14 protein-coding genes and 1 pseudogene are annotated in these 18,765 nt (G+C 33.4%); 5 read left to right on the forward strand and 10 right to left on the reverse strand.

From position 1 onward, the window contains the following. Nucleotides 1–2,004 (forward strand): SBBP repeat-containing protein (locus tag AC3DU7_RS01760; protein ID WP_488037650.1); only part of this gene is annotated, 2,004 nt, incomplete at its 5' end. A 267-nt stretch (nt 2,005–2,271) separates the two neighbouring features. Here AC3DU7_RS01760 and rnc (AC3DU7_RS01765) read toward each other — a convergent pair. From rnc (AC3DU7_RS01765) to AC3DU7_RS01790, 6 genes and pseudogenes are all read right to left on the reverse strand, one after another. Continuing rightward, nucleotides 2,272–2,970, reverse strand: a complete 699-nt coding sequence (gene rnc / locus AC3DU7_RS01765) for a ribonuclease III (protein WP_488037651.1) — start codon at nt 2,968–2,970, stop codon at nt 2,272–2,274. A gap of 29 nt (nt 2,971–2,999) precedes the next feature. Next, on the reverse strand, nt 3,000–4,202 hold the full coding sequence (gene rnc / locus AC3DU7_RS01770) for a ribonuclease III (RefSeq protein WP_488037652.1): 1,203 nt from the start codon (nt 4,200–4,202) through the stop codon (nt 3,000–3,002). Between the two features lie 256 nt (nt 4,203–4,458). Then, nucleotides 4,459–4,827 (reverse strand): annotated as a pseudogene (locus AC3DU7_RS01775) (NYN domain-containing protein); the annotation flags it as partial. Nucleotides 4,828–5,413: 586 nt separating this feature from the next. Further along, nucleotides 5,414–5,869: a Swt1 family HEPN domain-containing protein gene (locus AC3DU7_RS01780; protein ID WP_488037653.1), complete on the reverse strand. Its 456-nt coding sequence runs from the start codon at nt 5,867–5,869 to the stop codon at nt 5,414–5,416. Between the two features lie 541 nt (nt 5,870–6,410). Continuing rightward, nucleotides 6,411–6,866, reverse strand: a complete 456-nt coding sequence (locus tag AC3DU7_RS01785; protein WP_488037654.1) for a thiol-disulfide oxidoreductase DCC family protein — start codon at nt 6,864–6,866, stop codon at nt 6,411–6,413. Between the two features lie 46 nt (nt 6,867–6,912). Continuing rightward, complete coding sequence (locus AC3DU7_RS01790; RefSeq protein ID WP_488037655.1) at nt 6,913–7,848, reverse strand: DALR anticodon-binding domain-containing protein; 936 nt, start codon at nt 7,846–7,848, stop codon at nt 6,913–6,915. A 352-nt stretch (nt 7,849–8,200) separates the two neighbouring features. Between AC3DU7_RS01790 and AC3DU7_RS01795 the strand changes: the two genes are divergently transcribed. From AC3DU7_RS01795 to AC3DU7_RS01805, 3 genes are all read left to right on the forward strand, one after another. After that, nucleotides 8,201–8,962: a Crp/Fnr family transcriptional regulator gene (locus AC3DU7_RS01795; RefSeq protein ID WP_488037656.1), complete on the forward strand. Its 762-nt coding sequence runs from the start codon at nt 8,201–8,203 to the stop codon at nt 8,960–8,962. Nucleotides 8,963–10,390: 1,428 nt separating this feature from the next. Continuing rightward, nucleotides 10,391–12,286: a diguanylate cyclase gene (locus AC3DU7_RS01800; RefSeq protein ID WP_488037657.1), complete on the forward strand. Its 1,896-nt coding sequence runs from the start codon at nt 10,391–10,393 to the stop codon at nt 12,284–12,286. A gap of 525 nt (nt 12,287–12,811) precedes the next feature. Next, a complete protein-coding gene (locus tag AC3DU7_RS01805) occupies nt 12,812–14,263 on the forward strand; it encodes a polysaccharide deacetylase family protein (RefSeq protein ID WP_488037658.1) in 1,452 nt (483 codons plus the stop codon). Here the strand turns inward: AC3DU7_RS01805 and AC3DU7_RS01810 are convergent. Both AC3DU7_RS01810 and AC3DU7_RS01815 read right to left on the reverse strand, forming a co-directional pair. Beyond that, on the reverse strand, nt 14,252–15,238 hold the full coding sequence (locus AC3DU7_RS01810) for a DUF4435 domain-containing protein (protein ID WP_488037659.1): 987 nt from the start codon (nt 15,236–15,238) through the stop codon (nt 14,252–14,254). The two genes, AC3DU7_RS01805 and AC3DU7_RS01810, sit on opposite strands and share 12 nt — an antisense overlap. A 35-nt stretch (nt 15,239–15,273) precedes the next feature. Next, nucleotides 15,274–16,608 (reverse strand): AAA family ATPase, encoded by a 1,335-nt coding sequence (locus tag AC3DU7_RS01815; RefSeq protein WP_488037660.1) that lies wholly within the window; start codon nt 16,606–16,608, stop codon nt 15,274–15,276. 316 nt (nt 16,609–16,924) lie between these two features. On the opposite strand from AC3DU7_RS01815, the gene AC3DU7_RS01820 reads away from it, so the two are divergent. Next, nucleotides 16,925–17,806 (forward strand): DNA-methyltransferase, encoded by an 882-nt coding sequence (locus tag AC3DU7_RS01820; protein WP_488037661.1) that lies wholly within the window; start codon nt 16,925–16,927, stop codon nt 17,804–17,806. Here the strand turns inward: AC3DU7_RS01820 and AC3DU7_RS01825 are convergent. Next, complete coding sequence (locus AC3DU7_RS01825) at nt 17,803–18,402, reverse strand: BglII/BstYI family type II restriction endonuclease (RefSeq protein ID WP_488037662.1); 600 nt, start codon at nt 18,400–18,402, stop codon at nt 17,803–17,805. The genes AC3DU7_RS01820 and AC3DU7_RS01825 overlap by 4 nt on opposite strands. 10 nt (nt 18,403–18,412) lie before the next feature. Next, nucleotides 18,413–18,649 (reverse strand): helix-turn-helix domain-containing protein, encoded by a 237-nt coding sequence (locus AC3DU7_RS01830; RefSeq protein ID WP_488037663.1) that lies wholly within the window; start codon nt 18,647–18,649, stop codon nt 18,413–18,415. Between the last annotated feature and the right edge of the window lie 116 nt (nt 18,650–18,765).

Raw genomic sequence — 18,765 nt, forward strand, 5'->3', positions numbered from 1 at the left:
TTATTGTATAATAATGAAAATAATTTCCCAGTAAATTTTGAATTTAATTTAGTATTAATTATGGATGAATTAAATCTAGTTGAACAGTCGCAGAGAATATTAACACGTTCAGAACTTCCACTGCCAGCATCAGCAGAAGTTTCTCCAGAGGTAATATCAGCAAGCCCAGAGTTTCCACCGCCACCACCATCAGAAGTTTCTCCAGAGGTAATTACTCCAGTAGAAAATTTCCCAGAAACTAATGATATAGTTTTAATTAGTAACCCAGGGTTAAATTTCGATTCCCAAATTCCCTCAAATAATAACCCAAATATAGAATTTTCTGACCTTTTAGGAGGTAGTAGTTTTGAAGATGGACGAGGTATAACTACTGACGCAGAAGGCAATATTTACATTACAGGCAGTACGAACTCTATAGATTTTCCAGTAACTGCAAATTCTGTACAAAATAGCTTTGCTGGAGGTAATGAATTTGGTTCTGGTGATGCTTTTGTTGCTAAATATTCTCCTGATGGAACTCTGCTTTATTCTACATATATAGGTGGAAGTGGTGATGATTTTGGTACAGATATTGAAGTAGATGAAAGTGGAGATATCTACGTCACAGGTAATACTAATTCTGTTGACTTTCCAACAGTAAATGCTTTGCAAAGTACTTATGGTGGCGGTGAATTTTCAGGAGATGCTTTTGTTGTTAAACTATCTGATGATGGTAGTAATATTGAGTATTCTACTTATTTAGGTGGGCAAGATAACGATTTTAGTAGTGGTATTGCTGTAGATGATAATGGCAATGTTTATATAACAGGAGATACAGGTGCTTTACTCCGTTTTCCCATCGTCCCTCTGACTGGTATAGGTGACTTTCCTACCACAGAAAATGCCCTACAAAATACTTTAATTAGTGAATTTAATCGTGATGCTTTTGTCAGTAAAATATCTGCCGATGGTAGTGAATTAATCTACTCAACTTTATTTGGTGGAAATGATACGGAGGTAAGTAAGGATATTACTATAGATAGTAGTGGCAATGCTTATATAACTGGTGATACTCGCTCCGTTGACTTTCCGACAGTAAATGCAGTACAAAATTCTTTAGGTGGAGACCGAGATATATTTATTACCCAACTTAATAGTGACGGTAGCGACCTAATTTTTTCCACTTATTATGGTGCGGTAGATGGAGATACTGGTAATAGCATTGCCGTAGATGAAGTGGGCAATATTTATGTAGCAGGAGCTTCCGGTAGTCAAATTATCGGAGGTGATGCAGTAGTACCCCCAGTTGGAGAATTTCCCACTGTTAATGCTTTACAAGATAATTTTGGTGGGGGTGAAAGTGATGGAATTTTGATTAAAGTGAATAGCGATCGCTCTATTGGATATGCGACTTACTTAGGTGGAGCAAATTTCGAGTCTATCGAAGGTATTGATATTGATGCGGTTGGCAATACTTATATTATTGGCAACGATAACTTTGCCGATGCTTTTGTCAGTAAAATATCTAACGATGGTGCAACTGTAGAATATTCAATTTCCTTTGAGAGCAACAATAATTTGGGTATATTTGGCAATGACATTGCAGTAGACGAAGTTGGCAACGCTTATATTGTCGGCTCCAGTAACTCCAGTGCTTTTCCGGAATTTATTCCAGATGGTAGTAGTACAGCGAATGATATTTTTGTTGCCAAACTAAACTCTAATAGTCAACCTCCAAATATTCCTTCCCTCAATATTCCTAGCAGTTTCGACGAAAATCTTTACTTGCTAGAAAATTCCGCTGTAGCAGATGCCGTGGCAAATGGTGTATTTAGTAACGGGTTTGAACATTGGTTAGAATTTGGCTTTTTAGAAGGGCGATCGCCTCAGTTTGCTTTTGATGAAGAATTTTATCTGGCCACTTACCCAGAAGTTGCTGATGCAGTGGCAAATGGTTTATTTATCAATGGGTTAGAACATTATATTCGGTTTGGTCAAACTGAAGGACGTCAAGCTGTTGCTTAATTTAACTAGCTATCAGCTATTAGCTATCAGCTATCAGCTATCAGTCGAAAAATTTGTGCATATAATGGCGTTGCTGAGTGGTAATGATTTTTAGATTAAGTATCAACGCAAAACATAAGTTTTTCAATTTTATCTTCAGCTACTTACAATATTACATTTCAGCAATGCCAAAAAAAGAGAATATTCCTTATTTCAAACCTCTTTATTGCAGAGGTACTGATAACTGATAACTGATAACTGATAACTGAAATGACCCCCATATTTTCTTCAAATTAATCCTACTTTTTTCAGAGCTTTTTCTGCCGCTCGTTTTTCAGCTTCCTGTTTACGATGCCCTTTTCCCACGCCATATAACTTTCCCCTAACTCTAACTTCAGCAGTGAATATTTTGGCATGATCCGGACCTTCTCCATTATTAGATTCATATTTAGGATTTTCTCCAAATTTTGCCAATGCCCACTGTTGAAATTTACCTTTAGTATCTACTAAATCATTTGTTTGTGCATCGCTTTCTGAATCTGGAAAAATTATTTCATCTGCAACGGGTTGAAAAATTTTTTTCACAAAAGGGCGAACTTTCGTCAAATTTGAATCTAGAAAAAAGGCTCCAATTATTGCTTCAAAAGTGTCACTAAGTAAGGCAGGATTTTGACGGCCTCCATCTTTTTCTGCTCCTCTACCCAGGCGCATTAATTCACCTATTTCGAGTTGAACTGCAAATTTTGCCAATTGTTTTTCATCTACTAAAAGTGAACGGAGGCGAGTAAGTTCTTTAGGCTTTAAATCATGTTCTTCTTTATAACGTCTATAGAGTAGTTCTCCTACCAGGAAACCTAACACAGCATCGCCTAGAAATTCGAGACTTTCGTTATCTTCTTCTCCAGAGTTTTCGTTTAAAAAAGAGCGGTGGGTTAAAGCTTGTTTTAGAAGTTCAGAATTTTTAAATTCAGGTAGTTTATTTGTCATTTTTCAATATTATATTTATTGATATTTATCTATATTAATCCTTCTTGTTTCAATTTGGCTAGGGCATTTTTCTCAGCTTGTTTTTTTGCTTCTTTTTTACTACTACCTAGACCTTCGCCATAGTCTTCATCATCGATCAAAACCATAGCTATATATTCTGGTTGATTGTCAGAACCACCATTTCTTTCAACTTCATATTTAGGTTCAGTTTTAAACTTTTTTTGTACCATCTCTTGAAGAAAACCTATGGGGTTATCAGTATTAATATATTCTGTTTTCTCAATATAATTAGGAGGATTTTTGAGAGTTTCAGCAAAAATTGGTTCTAAAAAATTGCGCACTGCTTCAATACCAGAATCAATATAATAAGCACCAATAACTGCTTCAAAAGCATCACTTAATAATGAATTCTTTTCACGCCCTCCCTGTGATTCTTCTCCATTACTTAGCAGAATAAATTGTCCGAGGTTTAAATTTATCGCAAACTTCGCTAATTGTTGATTATCCACTAAACTGGAACGTTTTTGAATCATGTCACCTTCTTTCATTTTTGGGTATTTACGGTATAAATATTCTCCACTAAGAAAGTTGAGCAAAGCATCACCAAGAAATTCTAAACGATTATTATCTTCACTTACTTCTGTAGGGTTTTCATAAAGATAAGTTCGGTGAGTTAAAGCAATTTCTAAAAGAGAAGGATTTTCAAAGGAAATTTTTTCTAATATTTCATTCAATCTCTTTATAATTCTTTTTTCTTCTTCTGGGGAAACAGAAGGAGTATGGATATTTTCATGACGAAATTGTTGTTGAGATAGAATTCGTAATACTTCTTGCTTTTCTTTTTCTACTTCTTCTATTTCTGCTTCAATAGTTTTAATGAGTCTGGCAATACTATCAAGGGCGCGATAAGTGTCATCTATAGAAAATGGAGTGCCATGCGCCCACTTATTGCGCACTTCTATAAGCTCTTCTACTATTGCTTTACTCAAATTGTTATTTTTTTTGAATACATCATCCCACTTTTTCACAATTAACTTTAGTTGTAAAGATACATCTTCAGATAATGTTTTTTCTAAATCACTTTTTTTGGGAATACTTAGAATTGGTCTTGCAACTTTTACCCAGTCATTTGAGTAATTTGCTTCCATTTCTTTGACAAGATAAGGGTATAAACCCTGACTTAGAGTGTTCAAGCTTTTACAAATTATCTCTTGGTTATTACGGATAGTCATATTATTTTTGATGTTAAATAGTTGTTTAGTATTATATTAACTAATTTTGATTAAATACTGCTACTAAGTATTGTTTTATATTTTTTGATAAACTTAATACAAAAAAATAATAATTAGCAAAATTTTCTCTGAAACCTAGTTTGTTTCATTCTGTAAAATTACAAGACAAACTAGGTTTCTATCCTTAGACTTTATCTAACAACATTTCCCATCAAGTAGATTGACAAATTTCGCAAAATTAAATGACAAATACTAATTATATCATTTGTATAAGCCTAGTTTTTACTTCAAATAATTCTGGTAGTTTTTTGTCCACAAAATAATCTTCGTCAGCAAGACTAAATAATTTTCGATTAGCATTCTTTGAGTTAGCAAAAATGATTACTTTTTTACCTTTAGCTTGCCATTGACGAACAAGATTTTTATAGTCTCCATCTCCAGTAATTAAAATTAAGATGTCAGTAGATGGAATAGAATGAAGTTCTCTTTCACAGTCAGCTATTAATTTTTGATCGACACTCTGTTTTTCTGTTGTAGGAATGTCAATACAGTCAAAACCTAGTTCGTATAAACGTTCTTCATTACTTTGATTTTCCTCTCGCCAATTGCTATATACTCTTTGGCTAGATAAGCTACCATTTCAACAATTAATAATTAATAATTAATAATTAACAATTACCTATCCTTGAAAAGAAGAGGATTGACTCTTAAGGAAAATTTTTTCTTCTCTTGGTCGATTGGATATGCTTAGGAAACCCATCCATCCCATCCTAACGGACTGCTCCGCAAACGACTGCTTTTTTCTCCTTTAAAAGAGAGGCTTTAAATCTTAATTATTCAGTAAATTGGCAAAAGTTTGAAAATATCGCACAAGATAAGAATTGAAATTAATACGAACATTTTGATAATCCCAATGTAATTAGACTAATAATCGAACTAAACCAATTTTAGGTTTAAGCTGAAATCTTATTATGTTGTACCGAAATAATTAAATTACGGTAGATAAGGCTACAACTTACACTTACATTAAAAAAAATAGCATGATAGTAAGTGAATATAAACAAATAGAAATCTCCAGAAAAGAGGGAATAGGGAATAGGAAACAGAGATAAATAATTGACAATTTATGGATAATAATTGATTTTTTTTAATTTCTGGAGATGTCTAATAGTATTTTTTTTACACGCTCTTATCTGCTTAGAACAGGAGTTCTAATACTTCCTGTTTTTTATTTTGTCTACATTTTCTACTTCTGCTGCATTGATAGTTTTAAGTAGTTGAATAATACTGTCAAGTGCTATATCTGCTTTTTTCTTGGGAAATGGCAAAAAATGGGCAAAATTATTACGAATATCTAGAAGTTTTTTTACTTTTGATTTACTCATTTCTGTTCCTTGACTTAAATCATATTGAAAGATATTATCCCACAGTTTATAGATAAGCTTTAGTTGCAAAGATACATCTTTACGCAAAGCTTCATCTAAGTTGCGTTTGTTTAATCCTTGCTGATTTTTTAAGATATTTTTTGCTTCTTTCAACCAATTATCTGAGTAGTATTCTCGCATTTTTTCTTTAATATATGGATATAAAGCTTGCGCTAAAAGCTTTAAAGATTTATAGATTAAATCACCATAATCATCTATGGAATGCTGCTTTTTTGTAATCATTTTACTGATATTTCCTTTGAGTTATTTGCGAATAACACATCAGAACATCAGATATCTATCACTAATAGTGAAATAGTGAGTTACTCAAAAAAAACTCCCTTATCTTGATAGAAGCTTTCCAAAAAATAGGAGTTAATAGTGACAACTAATGTCACTTTTGACTCACATATAACATTAGGATATTTTTCTACAAGGAATTTCATAAAATGAGTATTACTCAAACTAAATAAACACTACATAAGTGGTACTAGCTTCAGCTAATGTCTCATCAATGGTAGATATGTATACTGACTCGTGTATCTCGACTTGTAGCTAGTCTTTAATATACCTAAACGCTTGTAAGCATTTAGTCTCCTAAACTACCTACTTACAAACACCTACCTGTACTAAAAATTAATTACAAATTGAGATATACAAGTGAATATATATATCTACCACCGATGAGACAGCAGCCAACAAGAGACAATAGATACTAATATTGTATGCTATCTTGAAAAGTAGTATAACAAAGAGATAAAATTTTTGTCAATAGTTGTAAGATTTATTCTTTTGGACTAGCCTTAATCTCCCTATTCCCTGATGTCTCCAATAAGTTTAAAGAAGCTTTACAACCAAAAGGATAAGGTGAATTATAAGTAGTAGAACGCTTACCAAATATTGTATAACGATTATCTCGAATCTGTTCATAAAAGCGATCGCCCATCCATTTTGCCCCTGGTAAACCCCGATATGCTGCCACAAACACATCCCCCACAGGCAAAAGTCGCCCTATTTCTTCCGCTGCATCACTACCCTGCCACCTACATTCCGGTGCATTACCATCAATCAAAATCATACCCATTTCACAATCCTGAGCAGTAATACCAAATTGATTTAGTTTTTCTAAATCTTGCATAGGAATGTACTCAAATAGCTCACCTTTATCTATACTTTCCAACACCTGCACCAACGTTACACATAAATTGCAGTTGCCGTCATAAATTACAATATAACTCATACGTCTTAGTTTGATGTTAAATACAATCAAAATTGTAACACCAAAATTAAAGCTCTACAGGTGCTTCCACACCTAACCCTTCTTCTAATAAAAATCTAAGTACAGACTGAGTAAGCAAAACTAAACCTAATCTAGCTTGTGCTAACTTCGGTTTTTTCACCTTCACTTCACCCCAAATACGACAATGACTGTAAAAATTTTGAAAAGCTACACTGATAGCATCAGCTACTTTTTGCCAATTTATAGGTTTTTTGCTGCTAGAAACACAATAGATACGATCAAAAGTAGAAGCAATTTGAGCAATTAATTGATATTCAGAATTATGTGAAAATTGTAACTGCCCATTAGGTTGTTGCCAGGATATAGGTTGAGAAGTTTGCAACTGCCAAAATTTACCACTGGTATCTGCATCCATGGGAGCAAGATTAATTAGGCGATCGCGTATACCCATCCGTAATAACGAACAACAACGAGCATGACTATACTGAATGGGAAACAAATTTGTGCTTTCTAAAGATTTATCAAAGTAATCAAAACAACTTCTGACTTCGTTAAAGTCAACTCCAACCTGTAATTCTTGTTGCTCAAAATTTAGGGGGAAATAAGTTAGATAATGCAACCAGTTAGCTAGACTAAAATCAGTTAAATTACAGTCAATTATGCTAGATGAAATCACCTCGAACTCAAAATTTTCTATATCTTTGTCAATGTCATTATTAACAATTTCCCTACAATATTTAACTAACTCAGTAGCAATATATATCGCTGGTTGTTGACAAACCGAAGCTAATTTCAGAGCGATCGCTGACTTATATACAATTGCTTTATTATTGATAGTTTGGTTCATCGGAATTTCTTCTTTCTTTTCCCAAACTTCTAACGTATTTTCGTACCTGCAAAATAATTTTAATTGTTCCAGGTATAAATTTATAGCTTTTTGTAAAATTTGTATAGAAATGTACTTAAATGATAATTTTGCCAATATGATTACCGAATAATTAAGGTTTAAAGCCTCTCCATTCATGGAGAAAAAAGAGATCGAGGGATGGCGAGGAAACCTGCACCATATCCATGAGACCAAGAGAAGGAAAAAAATCCTTTTATCCAATCCTCTTAATTTATAAGAAGAGGTAATTCTAAATTCTTAATTCTAAATTCTTAATTCTTGAACACCTCAAAGAAAATTTCTCTTGAATATTCAGAATTAGATGTGTTTTTTGCTACACTGGAACTAAGGATAAAACTGGTATAAGCAGAAAGATAAAAATCTGCTTCTATTCCTCTTACCGAAGTGATTTAAACTTCAGGCCAATTATTACTACAAAAAAGTACCAATGCAACTATCATCACATCCAGATTTACCAGAAATGTCACTGAATACGCAACCTAGCAGTACTTCTGCACCTACTAGCAGGCCATTTCTTACTTGGCAACTAATCATAGATTGGGCAGAAGAACACTACCGTAGCAGAGCTTTTAGCAAAGATGAACGTATTCCTGCCCGTCCAGGTTTACTGTACCTAGTACAAAAAGGGTCAATTCGTTTAGTGGGTAATGCCCATATTAGTGCCAGTCGCAATAAGTCCAGCAAATCAAACACGAATGATGTTTCCGATGAAGCTTTCCTTGGATTTGTTGGTGCTGGTCAACCATTTGAACTTATAGCTCAGTCACCATTTACGCTTCAAGCTTATGCTCATGCAGATCAAACAACTGTGCTTTGGATGTATTGGCATGACCTAGATAATTGGCCTCACTTTCGCAGAGAAGTCTTAGATGCCTTTAGATACCAACATCAACGGAAGCTTCTGTGGCTAAGTACTCTAGGCCAACGTCGCACTATTGACAGATTATTCGGATTTCTGACGCTATTAATTGAAGAATATGGGGAACCATGGATCGCCCAAGATAAACCAGAAGTAACCAGTGGTTATTTTTTGCCTTGGCCTTTGACCCATGCTCAAATTGGCAGTGCTATTGGTTCAACCCGCGTAACTGTGACTCGTCTAATGGGTAAATTACGTCAGCAAGGCTTAATATTTATCCAGAATGATAATCTGATTTGTTTACCAACACAGTCTGAACAGTCACAATAGTTAGATAATTTTTGGATAGTTAGTTCTGGGTGACAATCGAACTATGTATTAATACCTAACCATAAATTGCTATTTTGCATATTACAATATTATGCTTAATATAGATAATGCTATCTATTAATAATCTTAATTTAGTTAGCATTTATTACCATATCAAATAATTTGATTGTTATTGCTTACTACTCTATTATTCTGATGCTAATTTCTGTTAAAATAAGAAATTTTTCTTTTCTTTATTATCTACTGGTAATTAAGTATTTTGATTAACGTCTGTAACTAAATTTATGCACTCACAGTGGGAAGTATAGAAATAATAAATATGAATAAATGCAACAGTAAAATAAGTAGTTGAATATTATGCATCAAGACTTTACTATACCAAAGTGAAGTACATTATTGCAGTATAATCATTAGTTCCAACCAATATATCTATAGGGTTCAAGCAGATGGAATTTGACTTTGGGTACTTCCACAAATCTAAATTAGAAATATTAAGTTCTTTTGATTAAGCATCATTAAAACTCCTCCTCAGTCTCCCTACCTCTCCTCCTTGCCAAATAATTTATTTTTTATTCACAAAACATAGAATAATTAATGCTATGGAAAGTACGTTTGTCTCACCCCACGGAGCCTTACTGCTGTTGCTTTTTTATTCCCATAGTACTACGCAAATATGGCACGAATATTTCTCTACTCCCTACTATTTCTATTAGGCATTTCTCATAATAAAAAATAAAATCAATTCTCCCACATAAATTATCAATTATTTCCTCCTACTCCCTACTCCCTCTTTTCAAAGAGAGCCGAATATTTGACTTGATACAGAGAAAGTGCCCATCATTCTGATATAGAGAAATAAAAAATAAAAAATAAAAAATATAATCAAAATAGAGAAGAATATGATGCTTATCACAACAGTTTACTCATCTACTTAACTGAAAGTGAGTTGACTCACTCACTCTATTAAAGTTCAATGACTCACTTGATCAAGATCAAAAAATCACTACTACCTTCATTCATAAGTCACCATAATAACTGGAAAAAAAGTAGATAATCTAAAATGTACAGTCCGCAGTTAAAAGTAAAACAATGATTATTAAAGACTTCAAGCAAGTCATATTTGCTACCACAAGAACAAGCTTACATCATGTCCGGATAATTAACGATAAAAAAACTTTTTCCCTTCAAGCCTTTTCTTCCCTTTTGCCTTCTGCCTTCTGCCTTCTGCTTTCCTTCCCGCAAAGTGTAAGTATTCAAACGTTAGCACAGCTCCCCCGGAGGGGGAACATGATATTACTTGCTCTTAATAGTATCACTGAAACTCAAGCTGCGACTTTTTCCAGTTTTCTAGGCAAGATAAAATATAATTTTTTATTAACTTTTAAATACTCATATTGTAAAAAAAAATTGTAAGAACTAATTTTTTCGATGAATAAGAAATTCATTAAAGTCCTTTTAATAGAAGATAATCAAGACGATTTTATTATGATCTATAACTTGCTGTCACAGGTGGAATCACCAAAAATATTACTAGACTGGGAAAATACTTATGAAACAGGATTAACCGTAATGAAAAAAAATCAACATGATATTTGTTTGCTTGACTATCATATTGGAGAAACAAAAGGATTAGAATTAATGAAAACAGCAATTAATCTAGGTTCTCAAACGCCAATTGTATTACTCACAGATACAGAAAATCAAGAATTAGAAATGGATTTAATGGATAAAGGGGTAGCAGATTACTTGAATAAATCAGAAATTAACGAATATACATTAAATCGAGTAATTCGTTATACACATGAGAAGAATAAAAGTTTAAATGCTTTAAAAGAAAGCAAAGCCAAGCTACAGGAAGCACAAAAAATTGCTCATTTAGGAAATTGGGAATACGACTTAAAGACGCAAAAAATAACTTGGTCAGATGAAGTATTTCGTATTTTTGGTCTCAACCCTAACAGACCAAAACCAACTTATTCAGAATGGCTGGAAATGTTTACTCTCGAAAGCCAACAATTATGGGATAAAAATGTGATTTTCATCTTAGAAAAGGCAGAAAGTTGTGAATGTGAATATCAAATTATTCGACCAGATGGTACATTAAGATATATTTATACTCAGGCTACTTTAGTTTTAGATAATAATGTAAATAATAACTCAGAACCTATAGGCATATTTGGCACAGTGCTGGATATTACGGATCGTAAAAAAGCAGAGCTAGCTGTGGAGGAACTTAGAGAAAAAGAGCATTTATTAGGAGTTATTCTAGACCGAATTCATAGATCTTTAAATTTGGATGAAATATTAGAGACTACAGTAGAGTCAGTAAGGTTTTTTTTGGAGTGCGATCGTGTCTTAATTTATCGTTTTTTGGAAAACGGAAAAGGTATCGTAGAAAAAGAATCTGTAGCAGTAGGTAGCAATCCAATTTTAGGTGAAATTATTGAAGATCCATGTTTTCCAAACACAGATATTATGGAACGCTATAAACAAGGTCATATTAGTATAATAGAAGATGTTGAAAATCCAGATGTAAACAAATGTCATGCCGGGCTACTCAAACAGTTTCAAGTTAAAGCAAGTATGGTATTGCCAATTTTAATTAATCAAGAAGGGGAGAAAGAAGGTTCAGAAACTACTGCATGGGGATTAATAGTAGCTCATCAATGTACTGATAAGCGACAATGGCAAATCTCAGACACCGATCTATTGAGGCGCTTGGCAACTCAGATAGCGATCGCTATTCAACAAGCTCAACTTTATCATCGTTTAGAAAAACTAAATCAAGAATTAAAAGAAATAGCTTATATTGATGGTTTAACAGGAATTTGTAACCGTCGCCATTTTGAGGAAAAACTAGACCAAGAGTGGAAAAGGGTAACACGGGATAAAACTTCTATGTCAATAATTATGGTGGATATAGATTATTTTAAACCCTACAACGATACTTACGGCCATCAGCAGGGAGACAAATGTTTGCAACAGGTGGCTCAAACTATTAGTGCTGCAGTGAAGCGACCAGGAGATTTTGTAGCTCGATATGGAGGAGAAGAGTTTGTAGTTGTGTTACCAAATACTCCCATAGAAGGAGCGCTGAAGGTTGCAGAAAATATTAGAGCACAAATTGAAGCTTTAAGAATTCCCCATGCAGCTTCGGCAGTGAGTAAGTTTGTGACAAGTAGTTTAGGAGTTGCAAATACTAGCTGCTTTACTGACTCTAATCCTAAAATATTACTAGAAGCAGCAGATATGGCTCTATACAATGCTAAAAATGCTGGTAGAAATCAAGTTTATATTGATGATTCGTGTATAAAAAATTTGTAGAAGGGAAGGCAAGAAATTCATTTAGTAATACAACTGTTTTTTCAGTAAACTTGATCGAATCTAGCTTAAAATCTCTATATTTGAGATTTATTTAACTGTGCTCAAAATTCCTCATGCTGAGATGTTTTTAAACCTTTTTGTAACTCCGACTGTACTTCTACTAAATTATCTGAAACTAAATTAGAAAGCTATAACCATAAACCAGGAAAAATTTCACTTCTAATAATATCCTGTTCATATATATTGCATTGCAAATTAATATATTCTCCCTCTCGCCCTCTCGCCACCGAAACTGATCGATTTTTTGTTAGTAAACTTGCCAGACTAAATATTCTTGTACTTAATTGCGTCGATAAACTTTCAATTTTTCTCCTCAGCCAAAAGAAGCACTACTATTCGCAACTTCAGTAATAAATTCTGGTGCGCCTTCAACATAGCCCAAGTTTAATATAATGTTATTCACAGAGGGTTTTTCTAAAATCCAAAATTAAAAATATCAAATCAGGCGTTACTGAAGAGTTCAAAATGCTAAAAAAAATAAAATCGTACTATTTTGCCTTAATCTATTGCACTTTACTATTAATATCTGCCTGCGGGAATAGATCTAATATTTCTGAGACAACTAACAATCAAATTGCTGAACCAGAAACATTAAAATTTGAGAAAAAGTCCATCAACGATAAAGGAGGCTATTACATCAAATCTGGCGAATATGTTATCGGTCCATTCACTCCAACAATGATAAAAAAATGCCAAGAATGGGGAGGTGGTGGCAGTTGCAATAGTAACCAATGGTCAGAAAAATTATTTCTCCAAGCATACGGAAACAGAAGATGTCCGGAGGGAGCTACCTTCAACAAAATTATCGGTTATTGCGTCGAAAATAACCAAGTCATGGGTCCTTTTCCTCAAGAATTAATCACTGCTTGTGTCAAAGCTAATGGTGGAAATAGCTGTCAGTTGAACCTTTGGAATGCACGTTTCCTCTACAAACTAATGCAAGATGAAGGTATCGTGAGCAAAATAGATCAACCGCCCCAATTTGTGATGTTAGCTTTTGATGGTTCCCGTTCCCTAGACGCTTGGAAAAGATCGCGCAACTTTGCCCAAGAAATGGAGAAAAAAGGCATTAACCTGCGCTTCACTTATTTTGTCAGTGCAGTATATTTTGTCAGCAAAGACAAACGAACACTTTACGATGCTCCCGGTGGGAAAGGAAAAGGTCGGTCGGATATTGGTTGGGGTGATACAGCAGAAGATATTGCTCTGAGACTCGAACAAGTTAATCTCGCTTATCAAGAAGGTCACGAGATCGGGTCTCATGCAGTAGGTCATTTTAATGGTAGCAAATGGAGCGAGCAAGACTGGAGCAAAGAATTTCAATATTTCGAGCAATTTTTCTTTGGAGCGCATAAAATTAATGAATTGCCAGGTTCTCTAGTATTCGATCACACTGCCATCGAAGGTTTTCGCGCACCACTATTAGCTCGAAGTCCTGGTTTGTATAAAGTTTTAGCCAAAAATGGTTTCCGCTATGATACCAGCAAAGTAGCATTATCTAACTATTGGCCGCGAAAGGAAAATGGTATTTGGAACTTTCCGTTAGCTAGTTTGACTAACTCTCGTGGAAAAAACGTTCTGTCAATGGATTATAACTTTTATTATTTGCATTCTAAGGCAAAACCAAACCCTCGTAATGCGAAACGTTATGAGGAGGATACTCTGAAAACTTACATGAAATATTTCCAGAAGAACTACAATGGCAACCGCGCTCCTATAGATATTGGGCATCATTTTTCAGCTTGGAATAACGGTGCTTACTGGAACGCAATGTTTCGGTTTGCTGAGTCTGTCTGTGGTTTACCAGAAGTTCGATGTGTTACTTATAGTGAGTTAGCAGATTTTATGGACTTGTTGAGTGACGAGCAAATTACTGCTTATCAGGAGGGAAATTTTCCGAAAAGTTCAGAGGATTAAATCTAACATTTCAAATATTTCTTGAAAATATATCCTGTTGTTACTGAATATTTCCTGAACCCAATAATTAATCAACTGCTGGAACATCTTATCTTTTGTTGTCCAGTTAACTTTACTATCAGCTTCTTTGCTATCTTTGATAATTTGCATAACACATTTAATATATGCTTCTCTCAAAAAATCATAACCAATATGACCATGACATAGCCATTTCACAATCTCAAAAGATGTTTGATTAATAGGTTGAATATAGATTTTATAATTTTGTTTAAGTTCTAAAATTTTGCAATCGGGTATACCACGTTCATCGGTCAAAAAATTCAACCATTCTTCTAGCAAAAAATTTATTTCCCCAGAGGTTAACTCAATGAAATTTCTCCAAACAATACCTGATTCTATTCTTTGTAATAGACTACTTTTAGTAGCAGCTAAACCAACAGTACAAGCTGAATATATTACCGATTTAAAAATTTGTCTAAATAAATTTGTGGCTGTTTGGGCATTAGGTATTGTTGTATTTATGTCAAAAAATTTACTAACTATATCGAGTTCAAATAAATAGTTTTCTAATGAATGTCCTCGTGTTCTAATAATTCGTTCTTCTATATTATGTCCTGGAAAATTGTCTTGCAGTATTTGAGTTTGTTCATAATCCCAATCAAACATATCGAAATCCCGGTCTACAAAACCGATAAACCTCTGACTGTAAGATTTACCAACTATACTTTTAGCAATTTCTTGAATTTTTTGCTTATTGTTGCCTGTTCCTGAATCAGCTTTAATTAAAGATTCTGCTGAATCTACCAAAACCTGTTCTGTTAATTCTGGTTTCTTTATTTGATTTGCCAGATAAGACAACGTCCTTTCTATAAAATATTTATCATTTTTGCCTTCAACTAAAATATGTTTTTCACTACTATTCATCAAGTAGATTCGATACTCTTGTGGAGTAAATTTGGGACTGCTTTTTGCCATTATTATTATTTTTCCTCTTCTTTTTTATTCCAAATTTACTCATTTACTATCGTTGTTGAAACTATTTGAGGATTTTGAGTAATTTTAGGTTCAAGTATTATTATTTCATCTTCATAGTCAGCTCCCACTACTGGAGAATGAGTACAAGCAATAATTTGTTTGTTACCCAACTGTTGAGATATTTTTTCTAGTAATTTACGTTGCCAGTCTACATGAAGAGAAATTTCTGGTTCATCAATTAAAACTATTTCTTGTTCGCTCATCTGAGAGGCCGCATATATCATGGTTAAAATTTGACGTTCTCCTGATGATAATGCTTTACTTATGCCTGGAATAGTAGGCATACCATTATGAAAATTTATGCCTAAAGTTGGTAAGTTTTTAAAGATAATTTCTATCTCTTTACTTTCTAAAAATGAGTTAATAGCAGCTAGATATTTCTCAATATTCTGAAAGTAAGTTTTCTGTTCATCAGATATTTTTTGCAGTGCTTCTCTGTAGGTAATTAAAATTCTGACAGCAGCTTCTTTTGATTTTTCATTAGCTTGAAATGATTCAACAGCAGTGCGGAGGTCTTCAAGCATTTGAAACTTAAGATCGTTACTGAGTTGTTTGATTTCTTCTAGAATTGAATTTGAGTCTTCTTCTACAGGTTTGGAATTTTTGGAAAGAGTATTAAATATTTCAGGTAGAATGTTTCCTAAATATTTTTGTTCTGCTTGCTTTAGTTGATAAAAAGCTTCAGAAATTTCTTGGTTTAATACTTGCTCTATTTCAAGAACAGATGGATAGTTCAGTAAGGGCACAAAGTCTCCAAAAATTTGACGTGCAAAATCTGTTTTTAGTTGTTGCTTTTTTTCATCAGATATATTTTTTAGTTTGCCAATTTCTTCCTGTGTAGATGCCCAAGCTTCTATCATACTTCTAAAAGCTGGAAAATAAGCTGTTATTAATTTTTGTTCTGAGGATTGGTTGGAAATATTATCATTTATCCACAGCTCGGCAGCCATAAGAGAAGCAGCATTAGCCATTAGTTTAGAAAACTTTGTAGAAGTATCTTCTTTAGTTTTTTTTAATGGATTTTTTTTTTCTTCCACTCCATTCAAAGATAATATAATCTCCTCATCATTTCTGTTATTTTTCAACTCGACTTGACTTTCATCACTCATCACCATATTAATATAATCAAAATCAATAAAAGCAAATCTTTCATAATCTTCATTCAGTAAATTAGCAATAATATGTAGCAAAGTAGTTTTCCCTTTGCCATTTTTAGCAAATAAAACATTAATCCCTTGATGAAAATCTAAATTTATATCAAAAATTCCATAAATTCCTTTAGCTTCAAGGTGCTTTATATATACAGACATATTACTATTACTCCTGTTACAAGTTATATTCCTTTTATTTGTTTTACCGAATCTCAAAGATGAAAATGTATCTTTAAGAACTTTAGGTACATCATATACATTTACTATAATAAACAAGATCAATTTTTCCCATATTAAGTATGATTTTTTTTAATATCTACTGAATTATAGTACCATGTATTACAATAAATAAATAGATGAGGTACCCCGAACTGCACGGGGAGTCATGGCATTGTTGAAATACTGTGCGCCTGTCAAAGCATGAAATTTGTCTAGGGGGTAGGCTATTAACCTGCCCCTACTTTTGTATTATAAAATGGCAAAACAACTTTCTTTAAACTTTAATAATCTAAGTAAATTTTCTTGGGAAAAATACTTTGAGGATGCCCAAAAAATTGAACCATGTTTTAGTTCAATTCAAGGTATTTTATTTGAGGCAGATTGCCTGAAAATTTTACCGAATATCAAAGATGAAATTGCTGATGTAATTTTTGCCGACCCTCCTTTTAATTTAGGGAAAAATTATGGCAATAAATCTAATGACTCTCTGGTAGATAGTGAATATTTGAATTGGTGTTTTACTTGGATATATGAATGTTGTCGCATCCTTAAACCTGGTGGTAGTTTATTTATTTATAACTTACCTAAATGGAATATATTATTAGGCTCTCATCTAATAAATTGTGGTTTAACTTTTCGCCATTGGATAACAATTAATTTAAAAGTTAGTATGCCAATAACTGGTAGACTTTATCCCAGTCACTACAGCCTTTTATATTATTCTAAAGGTAAACCAAAAGTATTTAGAAAAATTAGGACTCCCATAGAAACTTGTCGTCATTGTGGCAAAGAAATCAAAGACTATGGCGGTCATCGTCAGGCAATGAATCCCTTGGGTGTTAATTTAACCGATGTTTGGAATGATATTCCTCCTGTACGTCATTGGAAATTTAAAAGTAAAAAGCGAAAGACTAATCAACTATCAACTAAGTTGTTAGATCGAGTTGTTCAAATGTCTAGTTTACCTGGAGATTTAATTATCGATCCATTTGGCGGGAGTGGTACAACTTATGCTGTTTGTGAAGCAAATAGTCGGAATTGGATTGGTGTAGAAATACAAAATTGTGATGTAATTATTGAGAGGTTAACTGAGGGGAATTTACATTATCATCAAAATAATGATTATGTTGAAGGTTAATTTTTTGCTCTTCCAGATGTACCTTTAGGAATTCTAGGTACATCATAACTTGTATCATCATATTCTATGCCAATAATGCTTAAAATACCTGGATAGCAAGCCGTACAGTTTCGCCAAAAATCAAAATAGGGTTCCAGTTCTTCAAAATTACCAATTCTATCAGTCAGATATTTTGCTAAAGTCCGACAAGGAACTATTAAAAAGCCAGCTAAAATATCTTGTCTTTGAATAGCAAATGCCATTTTATTAATAGAGCGATGACTTGAGGAAATATTTCCTGTTTCCCATTCCACAGCTATTACTTTACCTGCTCTATTAAACACAGCATCTACATTTCCTAAGTTATCGCTTATAGACGCTTCTTTTCTCCAACCTTTAGCTTGTAAACACTCGATAAATTTTACTTTTATTGGTTTAACACCGTTTCCTTCTCCTCTTTTTTTACCACTTTCTGGATAGATAGTAAATTTTCCACTTCCTTCAGGCCATTCAACTTGTTTTACTGCTTCTTCAACATCGTGACGAGCTTGTAAATAGATACTATTAGTCTCAACTTCTGGGGAAGTTAATAAACTCTCCATTTTCTGAATTTTCATGATTTTTTTACTAGCTTGAAGTAGTATTTATTAACTGTTCAACTTCTGCAATAAACTGAGAAGGAAGAATATTTAAAGCAGTCGATAATCGAAAAATTACATCTAAAGTTGGTGACTTTAAACCACGCTCAAAAAGACTAATATAAGTGCGGTGTAAACCTGCTTCAAAACTAAGCTCTTCTTGACTTAACTTTAAAGCTTCCCGTTTTTGCTTCAAAACCCTTCCAAATGCTTCTGCTAAACCCACTTTGAGCTGAAAATATATTTGAAGGTTATCTTAAGATTCTCAGTTAATTTAGTCTTCAGACTATAGTCTGCAAAAGTTAAAAAATTGATTTAGTCGCTACAATCATTTATATGTCT

This window comes from Okeania sp. (assembly GCF_983059655.1).

Coding starts and splice junctions, on each gene's coding strand:
- rnc (WP_488037651.1), bottom strand. CDS start 2,970: ATGACAAATAAACTACCTGAATTTAAAAATTCTGAACTTCTAAAACAA.
- rnc (WP_488037652.1), bottom strand. CDS start 4,202: ATGACTATCCGTAATAACCAAGAGATAATTTGTAAAAGCTTGAACACT.
- AC3DU7_RS01780 (WP_488037653.1), bottom strand. CDS start 5,869: ATGATTACAAAAAAGCAGCATTCCATAGATGATTATGGTGATTTAATC.
- AC3DU7_RS01785 (WP_488037654.1), bottom strand. CDS start 6,866: ATGAGTTATATTGTAATTTATGACGGCAACTGCAATTTATGTGTAACG.
- AC3DU7_RS01795 (WP_488037656.1), top strand. CDS start 8,201: ATGCAACTATCATCACATCCAGATTTACCAGAAATGTCACTGAATACG.
- AC3DU7_RS01800 (WP_488037657.1), top strand. CDS start 10,391: ATGAATAAGAAATTCATTAAAGTCCTTTTAATAGAAGATAATCAAGAC.
- AC3DU7_RS01805 (WP_488037658.1), top strand. CDS start 12,812: ATGCTAAAAAAAATAAAATCGTACTATTTTGCCTTAATCTATTGCACT.
- AC3DU7_RS01810 (WP_488037659.1), bottom strand. CDS start 15,238: ATGGCAAAAAGCAGTCCCAAATTTACTCCACAAGAGTATCGAATCTAC.
- AC3DU7_RS01815 (WP_488037660.1), bottom strand. CDS start 16,608: ATGTCTGTATATATAAAGCACCTTGAAGCTAAAGGAATTTATGGAATT.
- AC3DU7_RS01820 (WP_488037661.1), top strand. CDS start 16,925: ATGGCAAAACAACTTTCTTTAAACTTTAATAATCTAAGTAAATTTTCT.
- AC3DU7_RS01825 (WP_488037662.1), bottom strand. CDS start 18,402: ATGAAAATTCAGAAAATGGAGAGTTTATTAACTTCCCCAGAAGTTGAG.